The organism is Clostridioides sp. ZZV15-6383, from assembly GCF_020657735.1.
GTDB classification, from domain to species: domain Bacteria; phylum Bacillota; class Clostridia; order Peptostreptococcales; family Peptostreptococcaceae; genus Clostridioides; species Clostridioides difficile_D.
This window is the reverse complement of sequence record NZ_JAGWCV010000001.1, coordinates 24735-45281: the sequence shown is the minus strand read 5'-3', so window position 1 is coordinate 45281 and position 20547 is coordinate 24735. Positions and strand designations below refer to the sequence as shown.

Here is a 20547-nt window from a genome sequence, read left to right as displayed (position 1 = left end):
ACAAGTGATGAAAATTAGAATAATTAATTGTACGTATTAAGGAGTGGAAATATGGGACGTATAGGTAATATAATTAATAGAAAAGGTAAACAAGATGCTCAAAGAGCAAAGATATTTACTAAACATGCTAGAGCAATAGCAGTTGCAGCTAAAGATGGTGGAGCAGACCCAGAGTACAATGCAGCGTTAAAAACAGCTATAGAAAAAGCTAAAGCAGACAATATGCCAAATGATAATATAGATAGAGCTATCGCTAAAGGTGCTGGAGCAGGTGCTGGAGAAGACTATGAAACTATAGTTTATGAAGGATATGGACCTGGTGGAGTTGCGGTTATAGTAGAAACTTTAACAGATAACAAAAACAGAACTGCTGGTAATGTAAGATATTACTTTGATAAAAACGGAGGAAACTTAGGAACTAGTGGATGTGTGTCTTTTATGTTTGACAAAAAAGGACAAATATTAGTTGGTTTAGGAGATGGAGTTTCAGAAGAAGAATTGATGGATGTTGCATTAGAAGCAGGAGCTGAAGATTTTATAACAGAAGAAGATGGTTATGAAATAATAACTACACCAGAAGATTTTTCTAGTGTTCGTGATGAGTTGAAAGCTAAAGGATATGAGTTTATATCAGCTGATGTGAAGATGATACCTCAAACTACGACTGTATTAACTGAAGAATCTCATTTAAAAATGATGAACAAATTGGTTGATATGCTTGAAGAAGATGATGATGTTCAAGATATATATCATAACTGGGAAATAGAATAGATATTATAACATATTGAAACTTGTAATTATTACATCAATTTTAATATATTATAAATTTTATAAAATAAGTAATTATTGAAATGAATATATACACCTCTGAACTATGTTTGCAAATAATATGTAAACATAAGTTAGAGGTGTTTTTGTATTTATAAATTAAGAAATTTAAAGTAAATTTTGAGCAAGACTTGATTGTCTATAAATGTAAATTCAGTTAAGTTGATGACAACAAATAGAACAGAGATATATATGTACTGAACTAAAGTATTAACAATTTAAATTAATAGAAAATAAACTACCTATATGTTGAATAAAGACTCATCTATTATGGTGAAAGTAAATTTATAGAGATGTCACTTAAATTATTTTAATGGAAATATCAAAAATGAGACTGCATTTTTTAAGCATTTTCTCCAAATTGAGATAAAAATATTGTTTTATGGGTTTTATTGAAGAAAAATTCTTTAGTGAATTACAATTTAATCGATTTTAAAGTTAAAGATTATTAAAAATTCAGTGAAATTTATATATATTTTGTTTATTTTACCAAAAAAAATAATTTTTTAATAAAAATAAAGAAATTAAATGTGAGTTGGCGTAGAACTTGCTACTATATATTAACAAGAAATGTAGAAAAAATAACAATGTATAATAGGGGAATATGATGGAATCTGTAATGGAAAATTTGAACAATCTTAAGGTGGAAGTTAAGGATAAAGTCTGTGTTATTACTATAAATAGACCTAAGGCTTTAAATGCTCTTAATAATGACACCCTTAGAGAACTATCTCAAGTTATTGATGCAGTATCAGAAAATGAGGCAATATTAGGAGTTATTATTACTGGAGAAGGTAAAGTTTTTGTAGCTGGTGCTGATATACGTCAGATGCAAAACTATAAAAGTGAGGAAGGCAGAAAATATGCAGGTTATGCTCAGGGAATTTTTGATAAAATTGAAGCTCTTGAGAAAACAGTAATAGCAGCAGTTAATGGATATGCATTAGGTGGTGGTTTTGACAAGCTCATAGGTGAAAATAGAGATTTCATAGAACTTAAGAAAACAGGTGTGAAAGCTTCTAAAATAAACTTCCCAGTACTTTTAACAGGTGAAACAGGCACAGGAAATATAAGAGAACTACAAAATGTAATAAAAAGCGCCTATGCTGTAAGTGATGATATGGTCATTATGATGTGTGACCTTCCATCTAAGATGGATAATATCAGCAGAGTAGCTCAATGTAATGTGGATAGTAACTGCTCAATTCATGAAATGGTTGAGAATTATGAGAAGAGTTTAATTATTGATGTGCTAAGGAAGTACAATTGGAAATGTTCTAAGGCAGCAGAGGTTATGGGAATACACAAAAGTCTTTTATATAAGAAAATAAAAAAGTATGAAATTGAATTAAACAATTAAGATGACTTGAATTAAGATTAATGCACAAAAAATTACCATTATCCAATGTGAATCGTACAAACTGTTTTATACAGTTAAAACGTGTAAAAGTAGTTATGAAGTACTAGTGTCAATCATTAGTACTTTTTTTATTACATTTATAATTACTATCTATATTTCAGTCTCTTTTGATGTTTAAAATTATTATACTTAATTTTGGATATAACAAAACCCTCTTAGAGGACAGTTTTACATATTTTAACTGCCCTCTAAGAGGGAGATAGTTCAGTTTAAATTTAGAGTGAATTTTTATCTAGCATTCATAAAAAACACTCTGAATAGCTCTTTTGTTATTTAATCATAATTTTCTACTTCTTTATCAAGTTCTTTTCCACAAGAATCACATTTATATATAGCATTATATCCATAATCATATTCATCAACTATTTTCTTTTGTCTAAATACACCGCCACACTCGCATAAGAAACCGATTTTTATAAGTGTAACAATAAATTGTGATTTTATAAATTTTATATCATTGCATTTGTCATTAGTGTAAAATGTGTAAATATAAGAGTTATCACATTCATCTCTTAATTCAAATTTTTCAATATATGTGTTGTTTTTTAATTCTTCAAATTCTTCTTTAGTCAAGTATGATTTTTGTTGTAATTCATGTAAGCGTTTAATTTGGTCCATTATTTATATCCTCCCAATAGTTTTAGTATTTTAAGCTTAGATAAGGATTCTAAGTTTTATTAAATTTATATCAAGGAATTATTTAAATGATAATTAGTTTTATTGATTACAAGACATGTAAATTACACAAAAATAAAACCAATTATAAAAATAATATCCTATGAAAACCTAAATTACTAACCCCTTACTAACCCGAAAACTAAAAAAGAAAAATATATCCAAATATAAGTGATATATAAATAAAGATGTTTCATATAAATTTAACTTTAAATATTCTGACAATAATATATAAAAATATATTATAGTTAAAATATACCACATATTTTGAGTATTGTATACTGTAATTAGAGTAATTAATTTATTTTTTAACATACAAATGATTCTGTAAAAAAAAACAAGACTCAAAAATTTTTATATTCTTTGATAGAATAAAATTGAGAGTAAATTTATTGAATTTTATAAAATTTATAAGGGGTGAGTTTAAGATATGCAAGAGGATAAAAATGATATATTTGAATCAATAGATAATGAGGATTTTGATAATAAGACTGAAGATGAATATTTAGAAATAGTAAGAAAAAATGGATTGAATTTAATATACATAAAGAATCAAACAGAAGAGATATGTCTAGAAGCTGTTAGACAAAATTGTAATGCAATAAAATGTGTTCAGAATCAAACAGAAAAAATATGTATAGAAGCAGTTAAACAAGATTGGAAAATGTTAGAATTTGTGGAAGAGCCAACGGAAGAAATCTATATGTTGGCTATCAACCAAGATGGAACAGCATTAAAATACATAGAAAATCAGACAGAGGAGTTATGCTTAAGAGCCGTTGAAAAAAATGGAGCTGCTTTGGAATATGTAAAAGAACAAACAGAAGAAATATGTATAGAAGCAGTTAGAAATAGCGAATTTGGACTGGCAAGGGTGAAAAATCAAACAGAAAAAATATGCATGGAAGCAGTTAAACATTGTAGCTATAATCTAAAATGGGTAGAAAATCAAACAGAGGAAATATGTATGGAAGCAGTGAGACAGAATGGGCTTGATTTGAAATTTGTAAAAAATCAAACGGAAACAATCTGTTTAAGGGCAGTAAGACAAAATGGAATGGCACTAGAATTTGTGAAGGAACAAACTGTTGGTATATGCTTAAAAGCAGTAAGACAATATGGAATGGCACTAAAATTTGTAAAAGAACAAACAGAAGAAATTTGTACAGAAGCTATAAAACAAGATAAAAGGGCACTTAGCTTTGTAAAAGGAGATAAGGAAAAATACAAGACTTTATGTGATAATAACGAGCCATTTGCAAAACGATATGTTAGAAATGTAATAGAAAAAGAAAACAGAGCATTAATTAAAAAGGGAGAAGAAAATGCAAAAATAAAGATTGCAGGAAAACTTTATGATAGAGGAATGTCTTTTGAAGATATATCAGATATAGTTGAAATTGAAATAAGCAAGTTGAAAGTAAGTTTAGGTATTTTTTAAAGTAATAAATTTAGGTATTTTTTAAGATAAATATTAATAAAAAAATAATCGACTAGCCTTTGTAGTATAGCAAAATTAGTGCTATAATTTGACATATAATGAATTATTTTTATTAAATAAGGGGGAGTTAAAGTTGAAGATTACAATATTATATCAAACAAGAAGTGGAAATACAGAAAGAGTAGCTAAGCTTATAGAAGATGGAGCTAAAAGAGTGGATGGAATAGATGTTAAACTTATGAGATTTGATAATATTGATTCAGAGTATTTAAGTGAAAGTAAAGCAGTAATATTTGGAACACCAACTTATTTAGCAAATACAACTTGGGAAGTAAAAAAATGGTTTGATGAAGATTCAAAAAAAATAAACTTAGCTGGAAAATTAGGGGCTGTTTTTGCTACATGTGATTATATATGTGGAGGTCCAGATGTTGCAATACTTACTATAGTAGGTCACTTGATGGTTAAAGGAATGCTTGTGTACTCTGGAGGTGGGTCTTTAGGAAAGCCATTTATACATTTGGGACATGTACATTCAGTTGAAGGTCCAGAAGTACAAGACGAGAAGGCTATAATATTTGGTGAAAGAATTGCTACTAAGGCAAAAGAACTATTTGCTTAATTTCTATATGCACAACAATGATTAGAATAAATTTAGGGTTTTAATGGAGATTTGAAGTAAAAGTTATAAGGTAAAAACTTTTCCATAAAATTACTCAAGAAGAATAATATAATTATAAATTAAATGGCAATAGTGAGGGAAATTTATGGTATGGCATATAGAATATGAGATTTTTTCTGCAATTATAGTTATTTTTTTAATGGTATACTTTTTTAGAAGTAAATTTATACCTACTTTACAAAACAAAATATATTGTGCACTTTTAATATTCTCATTTTTATTTATAATTTCAAATATTTTAGGTTCATTTTGTCTTAATAATATAGATAAAATTCCAACTTTTATTACTTTTTTGTTGAATCAAGCATACTTATTGTTATTGCCAATACCAGCAGCATTTATATCATTTTATGTTATGGCTATTATTTATCAAGATATAAGATATATGAAAAAAAAATTATTATTTTTATCTATACCACTCATAGTTTGTATAATCTTATCTATTACAAATCCTTTTACACATATTCTATTTGGATTGTCAAAAGAAACAGGTTATATACGAGGTTATGGATATGTTGCAACTTTTTCATCTTTTTTCTTTTATGCAATATATTCAGCATTTTTATCTTTTAAATATAGAAAAGCAATGCACGAATCAAAAATATGGGCTATTAGAGGTTTTCTTATAGTTTCAATTGTGGCAATTATCTTACAGGCAATTTTTTTACAGTATCTTCTTACAGGAGCTGCATGTGCATGTAGTTTACTTTTGACATATCTTTCTATGCAGAATCGAGGTCTTATTATTGATGACCTTACTGGTGTACTCAATAGACAGTCTTTTATTCAAGAGTTGGATTTGAATATCAATACTGAACAGTCAGGATTTATTGTTACAATTGCACTTGATGACTTTAAGTTTATGAATGAAACTTTTGGAACTAAAAATGGAGATATTGCATTAAAAGAAGTTGGAAAATATTTGATTAATATTCATGATGTAAATCATGTATATAGAATAGGAGGAGATATATTTTCTATTGTTGTCAATAGTCAATTATGTATAGAACCAGAGGATATTATTAAAAAGATAGAAGAAAGATTCAAAAAACCTTGGTTGGTGGAAGAGATAAGTTTTAATTTGGCAACTAGCATAGCTGTTGTTTATTATCCAGAAAATGCTGAAACAACAGAAGATATTATTGTTTCTATAGATTTCTCTATACATGAAGCAAAACGTTCTGAGTCAAGGCGTGTTATTTATGCAGATGCATCTATAAGTGAAAAGATAAAAAAGAAACACGTGATTAAAAATTGTTTAAAAGAAGCATTAGAACATGATGGATTTGAAGTGTATTATCAACCTATATTTTCTAATAGCATAGGTAGGTTTACTTCAGCTGAGGCACTACTTAGGTTGAAACATAAAGACTTAGGTTTTATACCTCCTGATGAATTTATTATAGTTGCAGAACAAACTGGGTTGATTAACGCAATTGGACTAGTAGTCTTTGAGAAGGTATGTAAATTTATAGATAGTGATGATTTTGAAGGTTTAAAATTAGATAATATAGCTGTGAATCTTTCTGTAGTACAATGTATGCAAAAAAACTTAGCAGATGATTTACTTTATCTGATGGATAAATACAAAGTATCACCGACTAAATTTAAACTTGAAATTACAGAGACTGTAGCCTTGGGCTCTTTTGATATAATTAAAGAAACAATGGAAAGATTAATTGATTTAGGTGTTAAGTTTGCACTTGATGATTTTGGAATTGCTTATTCTGGAGTTACTAATATGCTTTCTTTACCATTCTCATCAGTTAAGTTAGATAAGAGTTTGATTTGGTCTATAGATGAAGACAGTAGACATAGACTTACAGTTGAAACGATTATAGCGCTTATAAATAAATTGAATATGAAGGCTGTAGCAGAGGGAGTTGAAACCATTAAGTGTGCTGAAGATTTAATAGCTATGAACTGTGAATATCTTCAAGGATATTATTTTTCTAAACCAGTTTCAGAAGAAGCTTTTAAAAATTTGTTGAAAGAAAATACTTTTACAAGTTAATACCATTTATTTTTTTAATTACAATTTTGTTTATTGACACTGCCAGCTATATATTATAAAATTAACACAATAATTATTAATATTAATTCCTGAAGTAAAGATTTATTATATATTTTTATAACTTAGAATATATATTTTACTTAAATATTCTAAAGTGAGAAAGGAAGATGTGACATGAATAAAAAGAAAATATTAGTGCCAATTGATGGGACAGAAAGAAGTATGCATTCTTTGGAATTTATACAAGGAATATTCAAAAAAGATGAAGTCGAAGTAGAAATAATGAATGTAAAAGAACTAGTATTTATTGATGGCATATCCCTAGCTGAAGAGATAAAGAATTCTGAGAACTTAGGAAGAAGAATCCTGGATAAAGCAGCAGAGATAATGGGAGAGTATGATGTTAAAGTACACTTTACTTTTGGGTATCCAGGAGATGAGATAATTAGAAAAGCGAAAGAAGATAATGTAGATTTTATAGTTATGACAAAATCTACTAAAAAAGGTCTTACTAGAATGATAGGTTCAGTAACAGCAAGTGTAGTTAAACAAGCAAAATGTATAGTAATGATTGTACCAGAGTAGAATTAGAGAGGTATTTGAAATATGAATAAAAAGATAGTAGCAGTTTGTGAAAGTGAAAGAAGTTTAAATTCTCTTAAAGAAGCTGCAAATGATTTAGGATTTGATTTAGTTTATGAAATTCAAGATAATGATAATATAAAAAATGAACTTTCTATTTATGACATAGAAGATGCATCTATAGTATTATTTGTTACAAGCGATTCTATAGAAAGTATAGAGAAGATTGATAGATTTGTAGATAGAGAATTTTATGAAGTCGATCCAAAGTATATAATAGAAGATGCAAAATCTATAGTAAGTGAAATTTTAATAGACTTAAATTAATCATGGGTGTCGCACTAAGAATAGAGCGACGCCTTTTTACATATTTTACACAAGAAATAAAGAGACTGTCTCAAAATAGAGAGAAGACTCTTTTTCATTGTTGAAATGATGAAGATATATTTGATTTCATACAAAAAAGAGTGCCTCATGAACTAAAAAGTTCACTTTGATACACTCCATTTTTATATGCTAGTTGTATTTAAGGTAAAATAGAAGTTTAATCATGTTGAAATAACTGAATTACATCTTCTAAATGATTGTACATTGATGTATAACCTAAGTCAGAGTCTTTACTATCGAATGCCATCATTATCTCATTATGGTGGCTAATCATATCTTTGAGAGAATTTCTATATTTAAAACCGAAGTATTGGTTAGAAGAAACTGTTTTAGGTATTAGCTCATAATACTTTATAAAAATTGGGTTATGAGAAGCTAAAATTATTTCTTTGTGAAATTGCAAGTCAGCATCATAACATTCTTCTATTAAACCCTGAGAAACCTTATACAGTTCCTCGATTGACTTTATGTAAGTATGTTTTATTTTTTGAAGTTCTTTGGATGTAGCGTTTAAAATTGCTAATCTAGTAGCTTCACTTTCGATAAGTTGCCTTGCCCTTAAAGATTCAACATAAAATTCTTGTATGTTATGGTTTTTATAGACTTCATTATCATTAAACAGGTCGACTTTTTTAAATCCTTCAACTATAGGGCTTGAGTGAGGTACAGCTCTAAGTATTCCTTCCTTACAGAGTATATTTATGGCATTTCTTACAGGTATTCTACTTATGTTGAACAGGTCAGCAATCTTTCTCTCACTTGGTAATTTACTATTAATTTTAAAAGTTCCATTTAGAATGTTCAATTTAATATAATCAATAATTTTCTCAGTGGCATTTAAGCTTTTCATAAAAACTCCTAAACATATAATTTTTTTATGATTGTATTATATCATAGTTAAGAGTTAAGTCTACTTTTTTATAATATGTATAAGACAAGATAGAAGCTACTATAGATATAATAGCCAAGACAAAGTATCCATACTGTATTGAAGTATAATCTGATATTTTACCAACTATCATTGGAAATACAGACATTCCTATAGCATAGATTGCTTGAAAAAAGCCCATTGCTGTAGATTTCTGGTGTTTTGGGACGTTTTTCATGGACTCACTAGTGAGGTAAGAAAGAAGTATTCCTGTAGATATACCTGGTAGCAATTGTAGTACAAATATTATATTAACACGTCTTATTGTTGGAACTAAAAAGCAGTAAGCCGAAATTAAAATAAACACCAAAGGAATCCAAAATTTTGGTCCGTATTTAGTACAAAACTTAGTAGAAGCAAAGCCAGAAGAGGCAACAGCACATAACATATAAAATATAGAAGATAAGCCTATAAGGGTAGAGCTAGAACCTAAGTTTTTAAGAATTTGAGTAGTAAATGACATTGTTGTGGACATTTGAATACCTTGTTGAATCAATGCCATGAAAGAAAAAAATATAAGTCTTTTATCCTTACAGATAGATAAATAGTTTTTAACTGATGTTTTTTCATGTGTTTTTTTTGAATTATGATTTTTTATATTTAAAGCTAGAATTGTTCCAATGAATGAAGACAATACACTCATGATACATAAGGCTGTCATTCCTAATTTTTCATAAAATAAAGTACTCATAACAAATCCAATCAACATTCCTAGATTGTTTACCAATATTATCGTACTTGTAGCTTTTTGTTGATGTTCTGTAGAAAAAAAGTTGGTGTAGTGAACCATGTAAGAAATCCAAGTTGATGATGATATTCCAGACAAAATATTAGCTATAAGAAAACCATTGCCCTCAGGAGAAAAGACTCTTATAAGAGATGCTAAACCAGCAAAGAAAATTCCAGATAGTATAAATATTTTATGTTTATTTATGGAGTCGGCAAATACTCCAACAGGAAGCCTTAGTAAACACTGTGAGATTCCATATGCACCTATTATTATACCAATCATGTTTGTAGATACATTGCATGCACTTAAATATGGACTTTGGAAAGGTATATATACATATTGTGAAAACCAGAAAAACACAACAATAGCAAGTAAAAGTAATTTTTGATTAGATATTTTTTTCATGTTATCCTCCAGATGGTATATTTATAATGCAAATAATATACCATTTAGATTTTTTTATCAAGTACTTTCTGTATTAAAAAAAATTTAAATATATAATTATTATTTACTAAAAAATTATAATTTATAGTTGAATTAAGAAAACGCTTATGATACTATAAAATTAACAAATTTGAATATATAACAGTAGACGTGTTACTGGTAATGCAGGCAAGATCGAATCAATTTTTATAGATTATCTATAGAGTACTATGGGTATAATCTATTTATTTGGTTCGATTTTTTTGTTTAAATGGCCATAAAACAAAAAGCCGATAATTGAAAATGGAGGATTTTTTATGGATTATAAAAATATAGCTCAAGAAATTCTACTAAATGTAGGAGGAAAAGAGAATATAAATGAAGTGACTCATTGTATGACAAGACTTAGATTTAAAGTCAAAAGTGCTTCTAAAGTGAATAAAGATAAGTTATCTAAAACTGAAGGAGTAATAACTGTTGTTGAGAGTATGGGTCAAATACAAGTTGTAATTGGCAATAAAGTAAAAAAAGTATATGATGAGGTTATAAAAATTGTACCTCAATCAAATGATGCAGGTAAGAAAAATGAAAATGAAGAAAAACAAGGTATAATGAATTCTATATTATCAGCAGTAGCTGGTATATTTACACCTACAATACCTGCTATAGCAGGAGTTGGTATGATTAAAGGTATTTTATCAGTTCTTGCTATGTATTATATGAATAAAAATGGAGTAGATATAAAAGAAACTCAAAGCTATATTATTTTAAATGCTATGGCTGATTCTATATTCTATTTTATGCCTATTATACTAGGATATACTGCGGCGAAAGTATTTAATGCAAATAAAATAATATCTATGGTATTAGGGGCTACACTTTGTTATCCAACTTTTACTGCTTTGATGGCAGGTGAAGAGGCTGTTAGATTTTTAGGTTTGTCAGTAACAAAAGCTACGTATACATCATCTGTTATTCCAATAATTATTGCCATATGGGCTCTTTCATATGTTGAAAAAGTATTAGAAAAGTATATACCTGAAGTAATTAAAATAATAATGGTTCCAACTTTATCATTGGTTATAATGTTACCTGCAACATTATTTTTATTTGGACCAATTGGAATCTATATAGGAAATGCCATAAACTTTTCTTATAAGTATATTTATGAACTAAGCCCAGCATTGTGTGGAGCATTTGTAGGTGGGTTATGGTGTGTGTTGGTTATATTTGGTGCACATAGAGCATTGTTACCAATAGGTATAAGTGATGTTGCTCAAACAGGAAGACAAAATTTATTGGCATTTGCAGGAGCTGCAAACTTTTCACAAGCAGGAGCTGCACTAGGAGTGTTCTTTAAAACTAAAAATCAAGGATTAAAAACAATTTCTATGTCTGCAACTATAACAGCTTTATTTGGTATAACTGAACCTGCAATATATGGTGCCAATCTTAGATTAAAAAAACCTATGGTATGTGCTGTAATATGTGGTGCAGTTGGAGGTGCCATAATGGGAATGGGTGGAGCTTATGGTAACGCATTTGCAAACCAAGGTGTTTTAACTATACCTGTATATGCTGAAGCAGGTGCATTAGGTTTCTTAAGTTATCTAGGTGGTTGTGCTATAGCGTTTTTTGGTTCAGCTATTTCAACTTATCTAGTTGGGTTTGAAGATTTAGAAGAATCTTCTAATAAAGAAAATTCATCTATAAAAGTAGAAAAGAAAGATGGTGTTATTGATATAACTTCGCCTGTAGAAGGAGAATGTATAGAATTATCAGAAGTAAAGGATGATGTGTTTGCATCAAAAGCTATGGGAGAAGGCATAGCTGTATTACCTACAAAAGGTGTAATAACAGCTCCTACTGATTGTGAAGTAGTTTCTTTATTTCCAACATTACATGCAATAGGATTAAAATTAGATAATAGAGCAGAAATGTTAATACATGTTGGAATTAACACAGTGGAGTTAAATGGTAAATACTTTACAAAACATGTTAATCAAGGGGATTTAGTGAAGAAAGGTGATAAACTTATATCTTTTGATATAGATAAAATAAAAAAAGCTGGTTACGATGTAACTACACCAGTTATAGTAAACAATACCTTTGATTTTGGACAAGTAGTTTCTTGTAAATCTAGTTATGTTTCAACAAATGATAATATAATTTCATTAGTATTAGCTAGTAATTAAGCTAATTTGACTAGAGATAATTAAGTTAATAATTAAATATATCTAAAAGTAAGTTTATTGAAATGAATTAACAAAGAAAATAGTTAATGTAGAGTGAACTTATTGAAATAAATCAACAAAGAAAATAGTTAATATAAAGTGAACTTATTGAAATGAATCAACAAAGAAAATAATCAATATAAAAAGGAGAAATATTTATGAATACAGGATTTCCAAAAGATTTTTTATGGGGAGCATCATCTTCTGCATTTCAAGTGGAAGGGGCTTGGGATGACGATAATAAAGGAAAAACCGTAGCTGACTACAATTCTTTTAAAAAGTCTCATTTACAAGCAGATACTAAAGTTGCATCAGACTTTTACCATAACTATGAAGAAGATATTGAATTGATGAAAGAATTAGGGATGAAAACTTATCGTTTTTCAATTTCATGGGCAAGAATAATTCCAGATGGTGAAGGAGAAATAAATCAAAAAGGTATAGATTTTTATAATAAGATAATAGATAAACTAATAGAGTGCGATATTGAGCCATTCGTAACTTTATATCACTTTGACCTTCCATTTACACTAGTAGAGAAATATAATGGTTGGGAAAGTCGAGCGACTGTTTATGCTTTTGAAAGATTTGCTAAAATATGCTTTAAGCATTTTGGAGATAGAGTAAAGTATTGGCAACCTCATAATGAACAGAATTTAATTGTAAGAGTAGAAGAGAGAATTAATATATATGATGAAACAGATTCATGGAAGATAGATAAAATGCGTGCTCAGATGGATTATAATCTTTGTTTGGCACATGCATTAGCAGTCAATGCATGCCATGAGATGATAGAAGGAAGTAAAATTGGAGCAGCAGTATCATCATCTGTAACATATCCTCTTACTTCTAAACCAGAAGATGTATATGCAGCTAGAATGAATGATAATTTTAAAGTGTACTATATGCTTGATATGCATCATTATGGAGAATATCCAGGGTATTACATGAACTATCTTGAAAAAAGAAATATAGTTCCTCATATGGAAGAGGGGGATAAAGAAATACTTAAAAAGTCTAAAATGGATTTTATAGCTGTAAACTACTATAGAACAAATTGTGCAGAAGCTTTACCTGAGGACTTACAACATCCATTTGGGTTAAGAGAAGGAACTGTTGATTTTAGTATGTATGGATTATTTAAAATGTCAATGAATCCTAACCTAGAGGCTTCTGAGTATGGAGCAGCAATAGACCCATCAGGTCTTAGATTTGCCTTAAATGAATATTGGCAAAGATATCACTTACCTGTTATAATAACAGAAAATGGGCTTGGAGCTAAAGATACATTAGAAGATGGAAAAATTCATGATGACTATCGTATAGATTATTTAAGAAGTCATATAAATGCATGTAAACTAGCTATTGAAGATGGTGTAGAGATGATTGGATATTGTCCATGGTCATTTACAGACCTTTTAAGTTCTTCTCAAGGTTTTAATAAACGTTATGGACTCGTTTATATAAATAGAACTGACCATGAAGTTTTAGATTTAAAAAGAATCAAGAAAGATAGTTTTTACTGGTACAAAGAAGTTATAGAGAACAATAAAATAGTAAAATAAACATAAATATATATTGAGGGTTTTAGTATGTACATTACAAAGGTATTAAATAATTCGTTGCTACTTGCAAAGGATGATAATGATGAAGAAATAATATTGATGGGGAAAGGGATTGGTCATAATTATAAAGCTGGTTCTGAGTTAAATAAAAAAGATATAGAAAAAACTTTTGTTCTTCATGATGAAAATATAAAAAAGAGTATTATACAACTAGCATCAGAAATAGATGCAGAATACTTTGGTATAGCTCAAATGATAATTGCATATGGAATAGAAAAATATAACTTAAAACTTATGAACCATATATATTTAGCCTTAACTGACCACATCGCCTTTGCAGTGAGACGCTTTAAAGAAGGTATAATGATTGAAAACCACTATTTGTTTGAAATCAAGGAGTTTAATCCAAAAGAATATGATATAGGAAAATATGCAATTACTGTTTTTAAGGAGGTTCTTGGTTTAGACCTACCAGAAGAAGAGATTGGTAATATAGCAGGCCATTTTATAAATGCACAACAAGATAATCCTTATAGTGATAGAAATAAGAGAAGTGCTAAAATTGTAAATGCTATTTTGCAAATAGTTCATTATCACTTTTCTATTGTATATAATAAAGAATCATTTTATTATAGGAGATTTGTAATGCATCTAAAGGCTTTTTCACAAAGATTTCTGGCTAACAAATCATCAAAAGAAAAGATAGATTTTATATATGAGCAAGTTCAAAAAAATTGTAAGGAAGAATATGAATGTGTGAAAAAGGTAAGGGCTTATATATATAAGGAATACTCTAGAGAATTACCAAGACAAGAAGAGTTATATTTGATGATTCATATTCATAAGATTTTAGGAGAATTAGATGAAAATAGTTAGAGTATCTCAATATGTTAGTAATATTATAAAAAATAAGAAGCAATTCAGTAAAGTTGAATAAAAGAATTACTTTAAGAGATAGTGACTAGTCACTATCTCTTAATTTTTATATAAAAATATATAAACTATTTATTTTATATATTTTTATATAAAAATATATAAAATAAATAGTTTATAAAATATATCTAACAAAATTTCTGAAATAATTTGTATGAGAAGATGATTAAGTATTGAGATTTAAAAATATTTTGTAGTCAAATACAGCTTTTAAATAAAATATTTGAAAATAAGAATATTTAAATAAAAAAAATAATATTATATATAGTTGACAAAAAGTGGAAATTAATATATTATATAAATATAGAAATAGTAATCATTACTATTATTAAAAAGGAGGAATTAATTATGAACTTAAAAGGAACTAAAACAGAAAAGAATCTAATGGCAGGATTTGCAGGAGAGTCAGAAGCAAGAAATAAATATACATACTATGCTTCAAAAGCTAAAAAAGAAGGTTATAATCAAATAGCTGCTATATTTGAAGAGACTGCTAACAATGAAAAGGAACATGCTAAATTATGGTTTAAACTTTTACATGATGGTATGCCTTCAACAGAGGAAAATTTAAAAGATGCAGCAGCAGGTGAAAACTATGAATGGACTGACATGTATGCAAAATTTGCTAAAGAAGCTAGAGAAGAAGGATTTGACAAAATAGCTTATTTATTTGAAGCTGTTGGAAAAATAGAGAAAGAGCATGAAGAAAGATACTTAAAACTTTTAGAAAACTTAAATGAAGGAAAAATATTTAAAAGAGATGAAGAAGTTGTTTGGCAATGCCAAAACTGTGGACATGTGTATGTAGGTACTGAAGCACCAGAAAAATGCCCAGTATGTGACCATCCAAAAGCATACTTTAATATAAAAGCTGAAAACTATTAAAAATTATTATAATTAAAAGGAATGTTAACTATGAAATTTTCTAAACAAAGAGAACTGATTTTAAATGAAATATTAAATAATCCGGTTCATCCTACTGCGGATTACCTATATGAAAACTTAAAAAAAGATAATCCAAATTTAAGCTTAGGAACTGTGTATAGAAATTTAGCTCAGTTAACGGAACATGGCTTTATAAGGAAGGTTAGTATTCCAGGAAATCCAGATAGATTTGATGGTAGAATGGATAATCACTATCATATCATATGTGAAGTATGTGGAGAGGTATACGATTTAGAATCTGAAGTTCTGAATAATTTAAAAGAGTCAATAGCAGAGGAAACAGACATAAAAATAACATCTTATAACATAAGTTTTAAAGGGATTTGTAATAATTGTAGAAAGTGTAATCAAGTAGGTTAGTTTTCAAATTCTAAAAATAATTAATGAGGTGAGTTTATGTGTAGTGAACAAAAATTTTTTATATGTGAGACTTGTGGAAACCTTGTAGGAATGATACAAAATGGCGGTGTACCTATTTTCTGTTGTGGAAAACCTATGAAGGAACTTGTTCCTAATACAACAGATGCAGCAGTTGAAAAGCATGTACCTGTAATTGAAGTAGAGGGAAATAATGTTACTGTTAAAATAAGTAGTGTTGCTCATCCAATGACTAAAGAACATCACATAGCATGGGTGTATCTTATGACTGAACAAGGTGGTCAACGTAAATGTCTAGCAGTAGATGGAGAACCTGTAGTTAAGTTTGCTTTGAATGATGATGAGAAAGTTATTTCTGCATATGCTTACTGTAATTTACATGGATTATGGAAGGCTGAACTGTAATATTTGAATAAAGTGAGTCAAAAAGGAGGCTATAAACGTATTTTCATACAAATAGCCTCCTATAAATTTATATAAATTCAAGTTTTAATTTTATTTAATGTCAATATAACATGAGGAGAAAATAATATGTCAATTTATAAATGTAGTGTTTGTGGATATATTTATGATGAATCTAAGAATGATAAAACATGGGACGAATTAAGTGAAGACTGGGAGTGTCCTGTATGTACAAAAGGTCGTAGTTATTTTGGAAAGATAAGTACTGTTTACTATGAAGAAGATGAAAAGGAAATAGAAGATATAGTTGAAGATGAATCTAAATTAAATAGTGAAAAAGCGGGAGATTTAAATTACTTAAGTACATATTTAAGAAGAGATGATGAAGTTGAAAAACATATGGATATAATTCATGAAATGGCTGTTACAGGAAAATCTATAATAGAACCTATGAGAACTAAACTACCAGTAATTTCTTGGGATGATATTTTGCTTATGGGTGCTCAATTAAATCCAATGCCTCTAAATGAACATGATGAAGTAAATACAACAACAATAATAGGTAAAAAAGCAAAAAAACCTATGATTATAGAAAATCCAGTTTATATTTCTCACATGTCATTTGGAGCTTTATCTAAAGAATTAAAGATAGCTTTAGCAAAGGGTGCAGCTAAAAATAAGACAGCTATGTGTAGTGGTGAAGGTGGTATATTACCAGAAGAGAAGGAAGCTTCATACAAGTATATTTTTGAATACGTGCCAAATAAGTACAGTGTCACTGAAGAAAATCTTAAAAATTCTGATGCTATAGAGATAAAAATTGGTCAAGGTACAAAACCTGGTATGGGAGGTCACCTTCCTGGTGAAAAAGTGACTGAAGAAATAGCAAAGATAAGAAATAAGCCTGTAGGTCAAGATGTAATAAGCCCATCTTGTTTTGAAGAAATACAATCCAAAGAAGATTTAAAGAAACTTGTAGATGAACTTAGAGATATTTCAGAAGGGCGTCCAATAGGTGTTAAAATTTCAGCAGGTCATATTGAAAAAGATATGGAATTTATAGCTTATGCTAAACCTGATTTTGTGACTATTGATGGTCGTGGTGGAGCTACTGGAGCAAGCCCAAAATTGCTTAAAGATGCAACTTCAATCCCAACAATATTTGCTCTTTACCGTGCTAGAAAATATATAGATACACATGGATTAGATATAGATTTAGTTATAACAGGTGGACTTCGTATATCTACTGATTTTGCTAAAGCAATAGCTATGGGAGCTGATGCAGTTGCCATTGCAAGTTCTGCTCTTATGGCAGCAGCGTGTCAACAATATCGTATATGTGGTTCTGGTAAGTGCCCTGTAGGAGTAGCTACTCAAGATGAGGAATTGAGAAAAAGATTACATATAGAAAATAGTGCTGATAGAGTGGCAAACTTTTTAAATGTAAGTTTAGAAGAGCTTAAGACTTTTGCTAGAATATCTGGTCATAAAGATGTACATGATTTAAGTGTTGGTGATTTATATACAGTTAATTCTGAAATATCAAATTATACAAATATACAACATGTATAGGTTGAAGTTTGGAACTATTAGCTTGTAGATAGTTATAAAAGTAAATAAGAAATATATTTCATAAAAGGGAGTGTCTCAAAATGAACTTTTTAGTTCATGAGATACTCTTTTTTGTATGAAGTCAAACATATTTTCATCATTTTAGCAATGAAAAAGAGGCTTATCTCTCTATTTTGAGACAGACCACTTTTATTATGAAAATTAAAGATATTAAAAGGTTTGAGTTGAAGGTTAAAAAGATATTTTCTATAGAAAGTATCTTTTTTATTATATTTATTTTAAAATAAAGCTATGTATTTTTATATGAAATATTGTAAAAAAATTTATTTTTAATAAGAATATATTTTCATTAATAAACAATTTTATCATGTATTAATAATGATAGAATAAATGTAAATAAATTAAAGTTATTTATATTCATCTATCCCTTTTTTTAAATTACATTGATTATTTTTTTCAGACTCAATAATTCCAATGAATATGATAATATAGGAGATTTTATGTAATGTAATTATTATTATATTATTATTAAGTAATAATTATAATATAATAAAAGATATTTTGTGTAAAATTTAACACTAAAAAAGAAATTTCATGAAATTAAAAAACGAAAAAGATTTGAAAACAAGATTAAAATAAAATAAATATGTAAAAAATATTTAACATATAGGTGAAAATCAGATATAAATGTAAATTTATTGGAAAAATATGGTTGAATTTAATGAACAAAAATGTTATTGTTTTATCAATAAAGTGTTAAAATATAAACTTTTAATATCATTTCTAGGGAGGATGATTTCATGCAAAAAAATGTAAAGAAAGCAAAAGTAACAGGCTCTATTTTAGCTATTTTTGGAGTTGCAAGCGTTCTTTTTAGTTCACATGCAGGAGGAGGGTTTGCTACAGGGAATCAAGAAACTCAGTACTATGTGCAGTATGGATGGACAGCACCACTTATGGCAATTTTAGCAATGATTATACTTACTGCTACCATGAGAGAAGTTATCATAATGTATAATAATAATGATTGTAGGAATTATAAGGATTTATTTTGTGAGCTTTGGAGTCCATATCCAAAACTTGAAATAATATGGGAAATATATTATTATCTGATGGTTTTAATAGCTGTAAGTGCTGTTATAGCAGGTGCAGCAGCAGTGTTTCAAAGTATAGGGGTAAATTACTTTATAGCTGTATTTATCATTGGAATTGTACTTCTTGTCTTTACTATATTTGGAGCTATGCTTGTATCTAAAGCAGCTACAGCAATGACAATAGCTATTCTAGTATGTACTCTTACTATTTTTATAGTTGGTATAAAAGCTAAAGTACCAGAAATAACTGAAATATTATCAAATAGAACGAGTTTCACACCTGGCTATATCAAGCCAATACTTAATACCTTCATTTATGCAGGTTTTCAATCGGTTGTTATACCTACACTTGCAGGATGTTCAAGACCACTTCTTAAGAATTCAAAAGAAGCTACTAAGGCAATGGTACTTTCATTTGTTATGAATGCAATTGCACTAGGGCTTGCTGTAACTATGTTAATGGGATGGTATAGAGAAATTATTGCTGCTGGGCAAACAACACTTCCTACTCTGTATGTTGCAGGTCAATCTGGAAATCATACTATATACATAATTTATAATGTTGCATTATTCCTTTGCTTAATGTCTACAGGAGTAACTACTATATTTGGTCTTGTAAATAGATTTGAAGACCATAAAGCACTTTCTTTCCTTTCTTCAAAAATGAAAAGAAGGGTATTTACAGCTTGTGCAATAATGGTAGTGTCAATGCTTATATCTCTTACAGGATTAAGTAATATAGTTAAATACGGATATGGATATTGTGGTTATTTGGGTCTATTCACTATAGTAATTCCTTTCCTTACATTAGGTCATTATAAGAATAAGAAGTTCGCAAAGGAACATCCAGAAGTTAAATGGCCAGCCGAATTAAACGAAAATATTGAAAATTTATAATAGTAATATCGAAAAATTAAAATTATTATCTGATGAAGATATAAGGCCGATTTGTTATAGATTATTGGAATGGATGCAAGATTATAACTGGCCTGTTGCAAAAGAAATTTTACCTGTTTTAGCTCTACATCAAGAGTTAATTACTCCATTAATAATAGATGTTCTTGCAGAAGAAGATGATGATTGGAAATATTGGATAATTTCATGTCTTTTGCCACTGTTTGTAGATAAAAACCTTGAACCTATAGTTCTATTTGTTAAGATAATCGCTGAAAATCCAACTAAATGGGAATGTGAAGCAGAAGTAGATGAAATAGCAAAAGCTGTAATCATAAAGGTTACAGCTTTTTTATGCAATATAAAATAGTATTATAATAAAGAAAAAGTTGATACCTGCTTTCTGTATATTATAGTGTT

General features: G+C 28.5%; 19 protein-coding genes. 16 read left to right on the top strand and 3 right to left on the bottom strand.

The features are described 5' to 3' along the window. The first annotated feature begins 51 nt into the window (after nt 1–51). Entirely contained in the window at nt 52–771 is a 720-nt protein-coding gene (locus KGF42_RS00200; protein ID WP_227825493.1) for a YebC/PmpR family DNA-binding transcriptional regulator, read from the top strand. A 664-nt stretch (nt 772–1435) separates the two neighbouring features. Beyond that, complete coding sequence (locus tag KGF42_RS00195; RefSeq protein WP_227825492.1) at nt 1436–2188, top strand: enoyl-CoA hydratase-related protein; 753 nt, start codon at nt 1436–1438, stop codon at nt 2186–2188. A gap of 333 nt (nt 2189–2521) precedes the next feature. Here KGF42_RS00195 and KGF42_RS00190 read toward each other — a convergent pair whose 3' ends face one another. Further along, entirely contained in the window at nt 2522–2866 is a 345-nt protein-coding gene (locus KGF42_RS00190; protein ID WP_003418478.1) for a hypothetical protein, read from the bottom strand. Between the two features lie 487 nt (nt 2867–3353). On the opposite strand from KGF42_RS00190, the gene KGF42_RS00185 reads away from it, so the two are divergent. The 5 genes from KGF42_RS00185 (at nt 3354) to KGF42_RS00165 (ending at nt 7969) form a co-directional block, all read left to right on the top strand. Next, complete coding sequence (locus KGF42_RS00185) at nt 3354–4364, top strand: DUF4116 domain-containing protein (protein WP_227825491.1); 1011 nt, start codon at nt 3354–3356, stop codon at nt 4362–4364. A 133-nt stretch (nt 4365–4497) separates the two neighbouring features. After that, nucleotides 4498–4986: a flavodoxin family protein gene (locus KGF42_RS00180; protein WP_054272760.1), complete on the top strand. Its 489-nt coding sequence runs from the start codon at nt 4498–4500 to the stop codon at nt 4984–4986. A 145-nt stretch (nt 4987–5131) separates the two neighbouring features. Continuing rightward, on the top strand, nt 5132–7060 hold the full coding sequence (locus KGF42_RS00175; protein ID WP_227825490.1) for an EAL domain-containing protein: 1929 nt from the start codon (nt 5132–5134) through the stop codon (nt 7058–7060). A 174-nt stretch (nt 7061–7234) separates the two neighbouring features. Continuing rightward, nucleotides 7235–7645, top strand: a complete 411-nt coding sequence (locus KGF42_RS00170) for a universal stress protein (protein WP_227821556.1) — start codon at nt 7235–7237, stop codon at nt 7643–7645. A gap of 21 nt (nt 7646–7666) precedes the next feature. Continuing rightward, on the top strand, nt 7667–7969 hold the full coding sequence (locus tag KGF42_RS00165) for a PTS sugar transporter subunit IIBC (RefSeq protein ID WP_054272763.1): 303 nt from the start codon (nt 7667–7669) through the stop codon (nt 7967–7969). Between the two features lie 217 nt (nt 7970–8186). Here KGF42_RS00165 and KGF42_RS00160 read toward each other — a convergent pair whose 3' ends face one another. Then, nucleotides 8187–8879, bottom strand: a complete 693-nt coding sequence (locus tag KGF42_RS00160) for an FCD domain-containing protein (RefSeq protein ID WP_227825489.1) — start codon at nt 8877–8879, stop codon at nt 8187–8189. 25 nt (nt 8880–8904) lie between these two features. After that, entirely contained in the window at nt 8905–10092 is a 1188-nt protein-coding gene (locus KGF42_RS00155; RefSeq protein ID WP_227825488.1) for an MFS transporter, read from the bottom strand. 335 nt (nt 10093–10427) lie between these two features. Here KGF42_RS00155 and KGF42_RS00150 point away from each other — a divergent pair, with 335 nt between their 5' ends. The 9 genes from KGF42_RS00150 to KGF42_RS00110 all read left to right on the top strand — a co-directional run bounded on the left by KGF42_RS00150 (nt 10428) and on the right by KGF42_RS00110 (nt 20497). Next, nucleotides 10428–12305: a beta-glucoside-specific PTS transporter subunit IIABC gene (locus tag KGF42_RS00150; protein ID WP_227825487.1), complete on the top strand. Its 1878-nt coding sequence runs from the start codon at nt 10428–10430 to the stop codon at nt 12303–12305. A gap of 197 nt (nt 12306–12502) precedes the next feature. Next, the gene (locus KGF42_RS00145) at nt 12503–13909 is read left to right on the top strand and encodes a glycoside hydrolase family 1 protein (protein WP_227821552.1); all 1407 of its coding nucleotides are present in this window, start codon (nt 12503–12505) and stop codon (nt 13907–13909) included. Nucleotides 13910–13936: 27 nt separating this feature from the next. After that, nucleotides 13937–14785, top strand: coding sequence for a PRD domain-containing protein (locus KGF42_RS00140; protein WP_227821551.1), 849 nt, complete (start codon nt 13937–13939; stop codon nt 14783–14785). A gap of 405 nt (nt 14786–15190) precedes the next feature. Beyond that, complete coding sequence (gene rbr, locus KGF42_RS00135) at nt 15191–15727, top strand: rubrerythrin (protein WP_074437961.1); 537 nt, start codon at nt 15191–15193, stop codon at nt 15725–15727. A gap of 30 nt (nt 15728–15757) precedes the next feature. Further along, nucleotides 15758–16147, top strand: coding sequence for a Fur family transcriptional regulator (locus KGF42_RS00130; protein ID WP_054272784.1), 390 nt, complete (start codon nt 15758–15760; stop codon nt 16145–16147). Nucleotides 16148–16183: 36 nt separating this feature from the next. Beyond that, a complete protein-coding gene (locus KGF42_RS00125) occupies nt 16184–16570 on the top strand; it encodes a desulfoferrodoxin family protein (RefSeq protein ID WP_227821550.1) in 387 nt (128 codons plus the stop codon). Nucleotides 16571–16696: 126 nt separating this feature from the next. After that, nucleotides 16697–18139 carry a glutamate synthase-related protein gene (locus KGF42_RS00120; protein ID WP_227821549.1) on the top strand — a complete coding sequence of 481 codons (1443 nt, stop codon included), beginning with the start codon at nt 16697–16699 and terminating at the stop codon, nt 18137–18139. A gap of 800 nt (nt 18140–18939) precedes the next feature. Continuing rightward, complete coding sequence (locus KGF42_RS00115) at nt 18940–20130, top strand: hypothetical protein (RefSeq protein ID WP_227825486.1); 1191 nt, start codon at nt 18940–18942, stop codon at nt 20128–20130. Then, nucleotides 20117–20497, top strand: a complete 381-nt coding sequence (locus KGF42_RS00110) for a DUF5071 domain-containing protein (protein ID WP_227821547.1) — start codon at nt 20117–20119, stop codon at nt 20495–20497. The genes KGF42_RS00115 and KGF42_RS00110 overlap by 14 nt, the downstream gene beginning before the upstream one ends. The last annotated feature ends 50 nt before the right edge of the window (nt 20498–20547 follow it).

Bases quoted from the DNA above. Each gene is read 5' to 3' on its own strand.
- KGF42_RS00200 (WP_227825493.1), top strand. From the start codon at position 52: ATGGGACGTATAGGTAATATAATTAATAGAAAAGGTAAACAAGATGCT.
- KGF42_RS00195 (WP_227825492.1), top strand. From the start codon at position 1,436: ATGGAATCTGTAATGGAAAATTTGAACAATCTTAAGGTGGAAGTTAAG.
- KGF42_RS00190 (WP_003418478.1), bottom strand. From the start codon at position 2,866: ATGGACCAAATTAAACGCTTACATGAATTACAACAAAAATCATACTTG.
- KGF42_RS00185 (WP_227825491.1), top strand. From the start codon at position 3,354: ATGCAAGAGGATAAAAATGATATATTTGAATCAATAGATAATGAGGAT.
- KGF42_RS00175 (WP_227825490.1), top strand. From the start codon at position 5,132: ATGGTATGGCATATAGAATATGAGATTTTTTCTGCAATTATAGTTATT.
- KGF42_RS00170 (WP_227821556.1), top strand. From the start codon at position 7,235: ATGAATAAAAAGAAAATATTAGTGCCAATTGATGGGACAGAAAGAAGT.
- KGF42_RS00165 (WP_054272763.1), top strand. From the start codon at position 7,667: ATGAATAAAAAGATAGTAGCAGTTTGTGAAAGTGAAAGAAGTTTAAAT.
- KGF42_RS00160 (WP_227825489.1), bottom strand. From the start codon at position 8,879: ATGAAAAGCTTAAATGCCACTGAGAAAATTATTGATTATATTAAATTG.
- KGF42_RS00155 (WP_227825488.1), bottom strand. From the start codon at position 10,092: ATGAAAAAAATATCTAATCAAAAATTACTTTTACTTGCTATTGTTGTG.
- KGF42_RS00150 (WP_227825487.1), top strand. From the start codon at position 10,428: ATGGATTATAAAAATATAGCTCAAGAAATTCTACTAAATGTAGGAGGA.
- KGF42_RS00145 (WP_227821552.1), top strand. From the start codon at position 12,503: ATGAATACAGGATTTCCAAAAGATTTTTTATGGGGAGCATCATCTTCT.
- KGF42_RS00140 (WP_227821551.1), top strand. From the start codon at position 13,937: ATGTACATTACAAAGGTATTAAATAATTCGTTGCTACTTGCAAAGGAT.
- rbr (WP_074437961.1), top strand. From the start codon at position 15,191: ATGAACTTAAAAGGAACTAAAACAGAAAAGAATCTAATGGCAGGATTT.
- KGF42_RS00130 (WP_054272784.1), top strand. From the start codon at position 15,758: ATGAAATTTTCTAAACAAAGAGAACTGATTTTAAATGAAATATTAAAT.
- KGF42_RS00125 (WP_227821550.1), top strand. From the start codon at position 16,184: ATGTGTAGTGAACAAAAATTTTTTATATGTGAGACTTGTGGAAACCTT.
- KGF42_RS00120 (WP_227821549.1), top strand. From the start codon at position 16,697: ATGTCAATTTATAAATGTAGTGTTTGTGGATATATTTATGATGAATCT.
- KGF42_RS00115 (WP_227825486.1), top strand. From the start codon at position 18,940: ATGCAAAAAAATGTAAAGAAAGCAAAAGTAACAGGCTCTATTTTAGCT.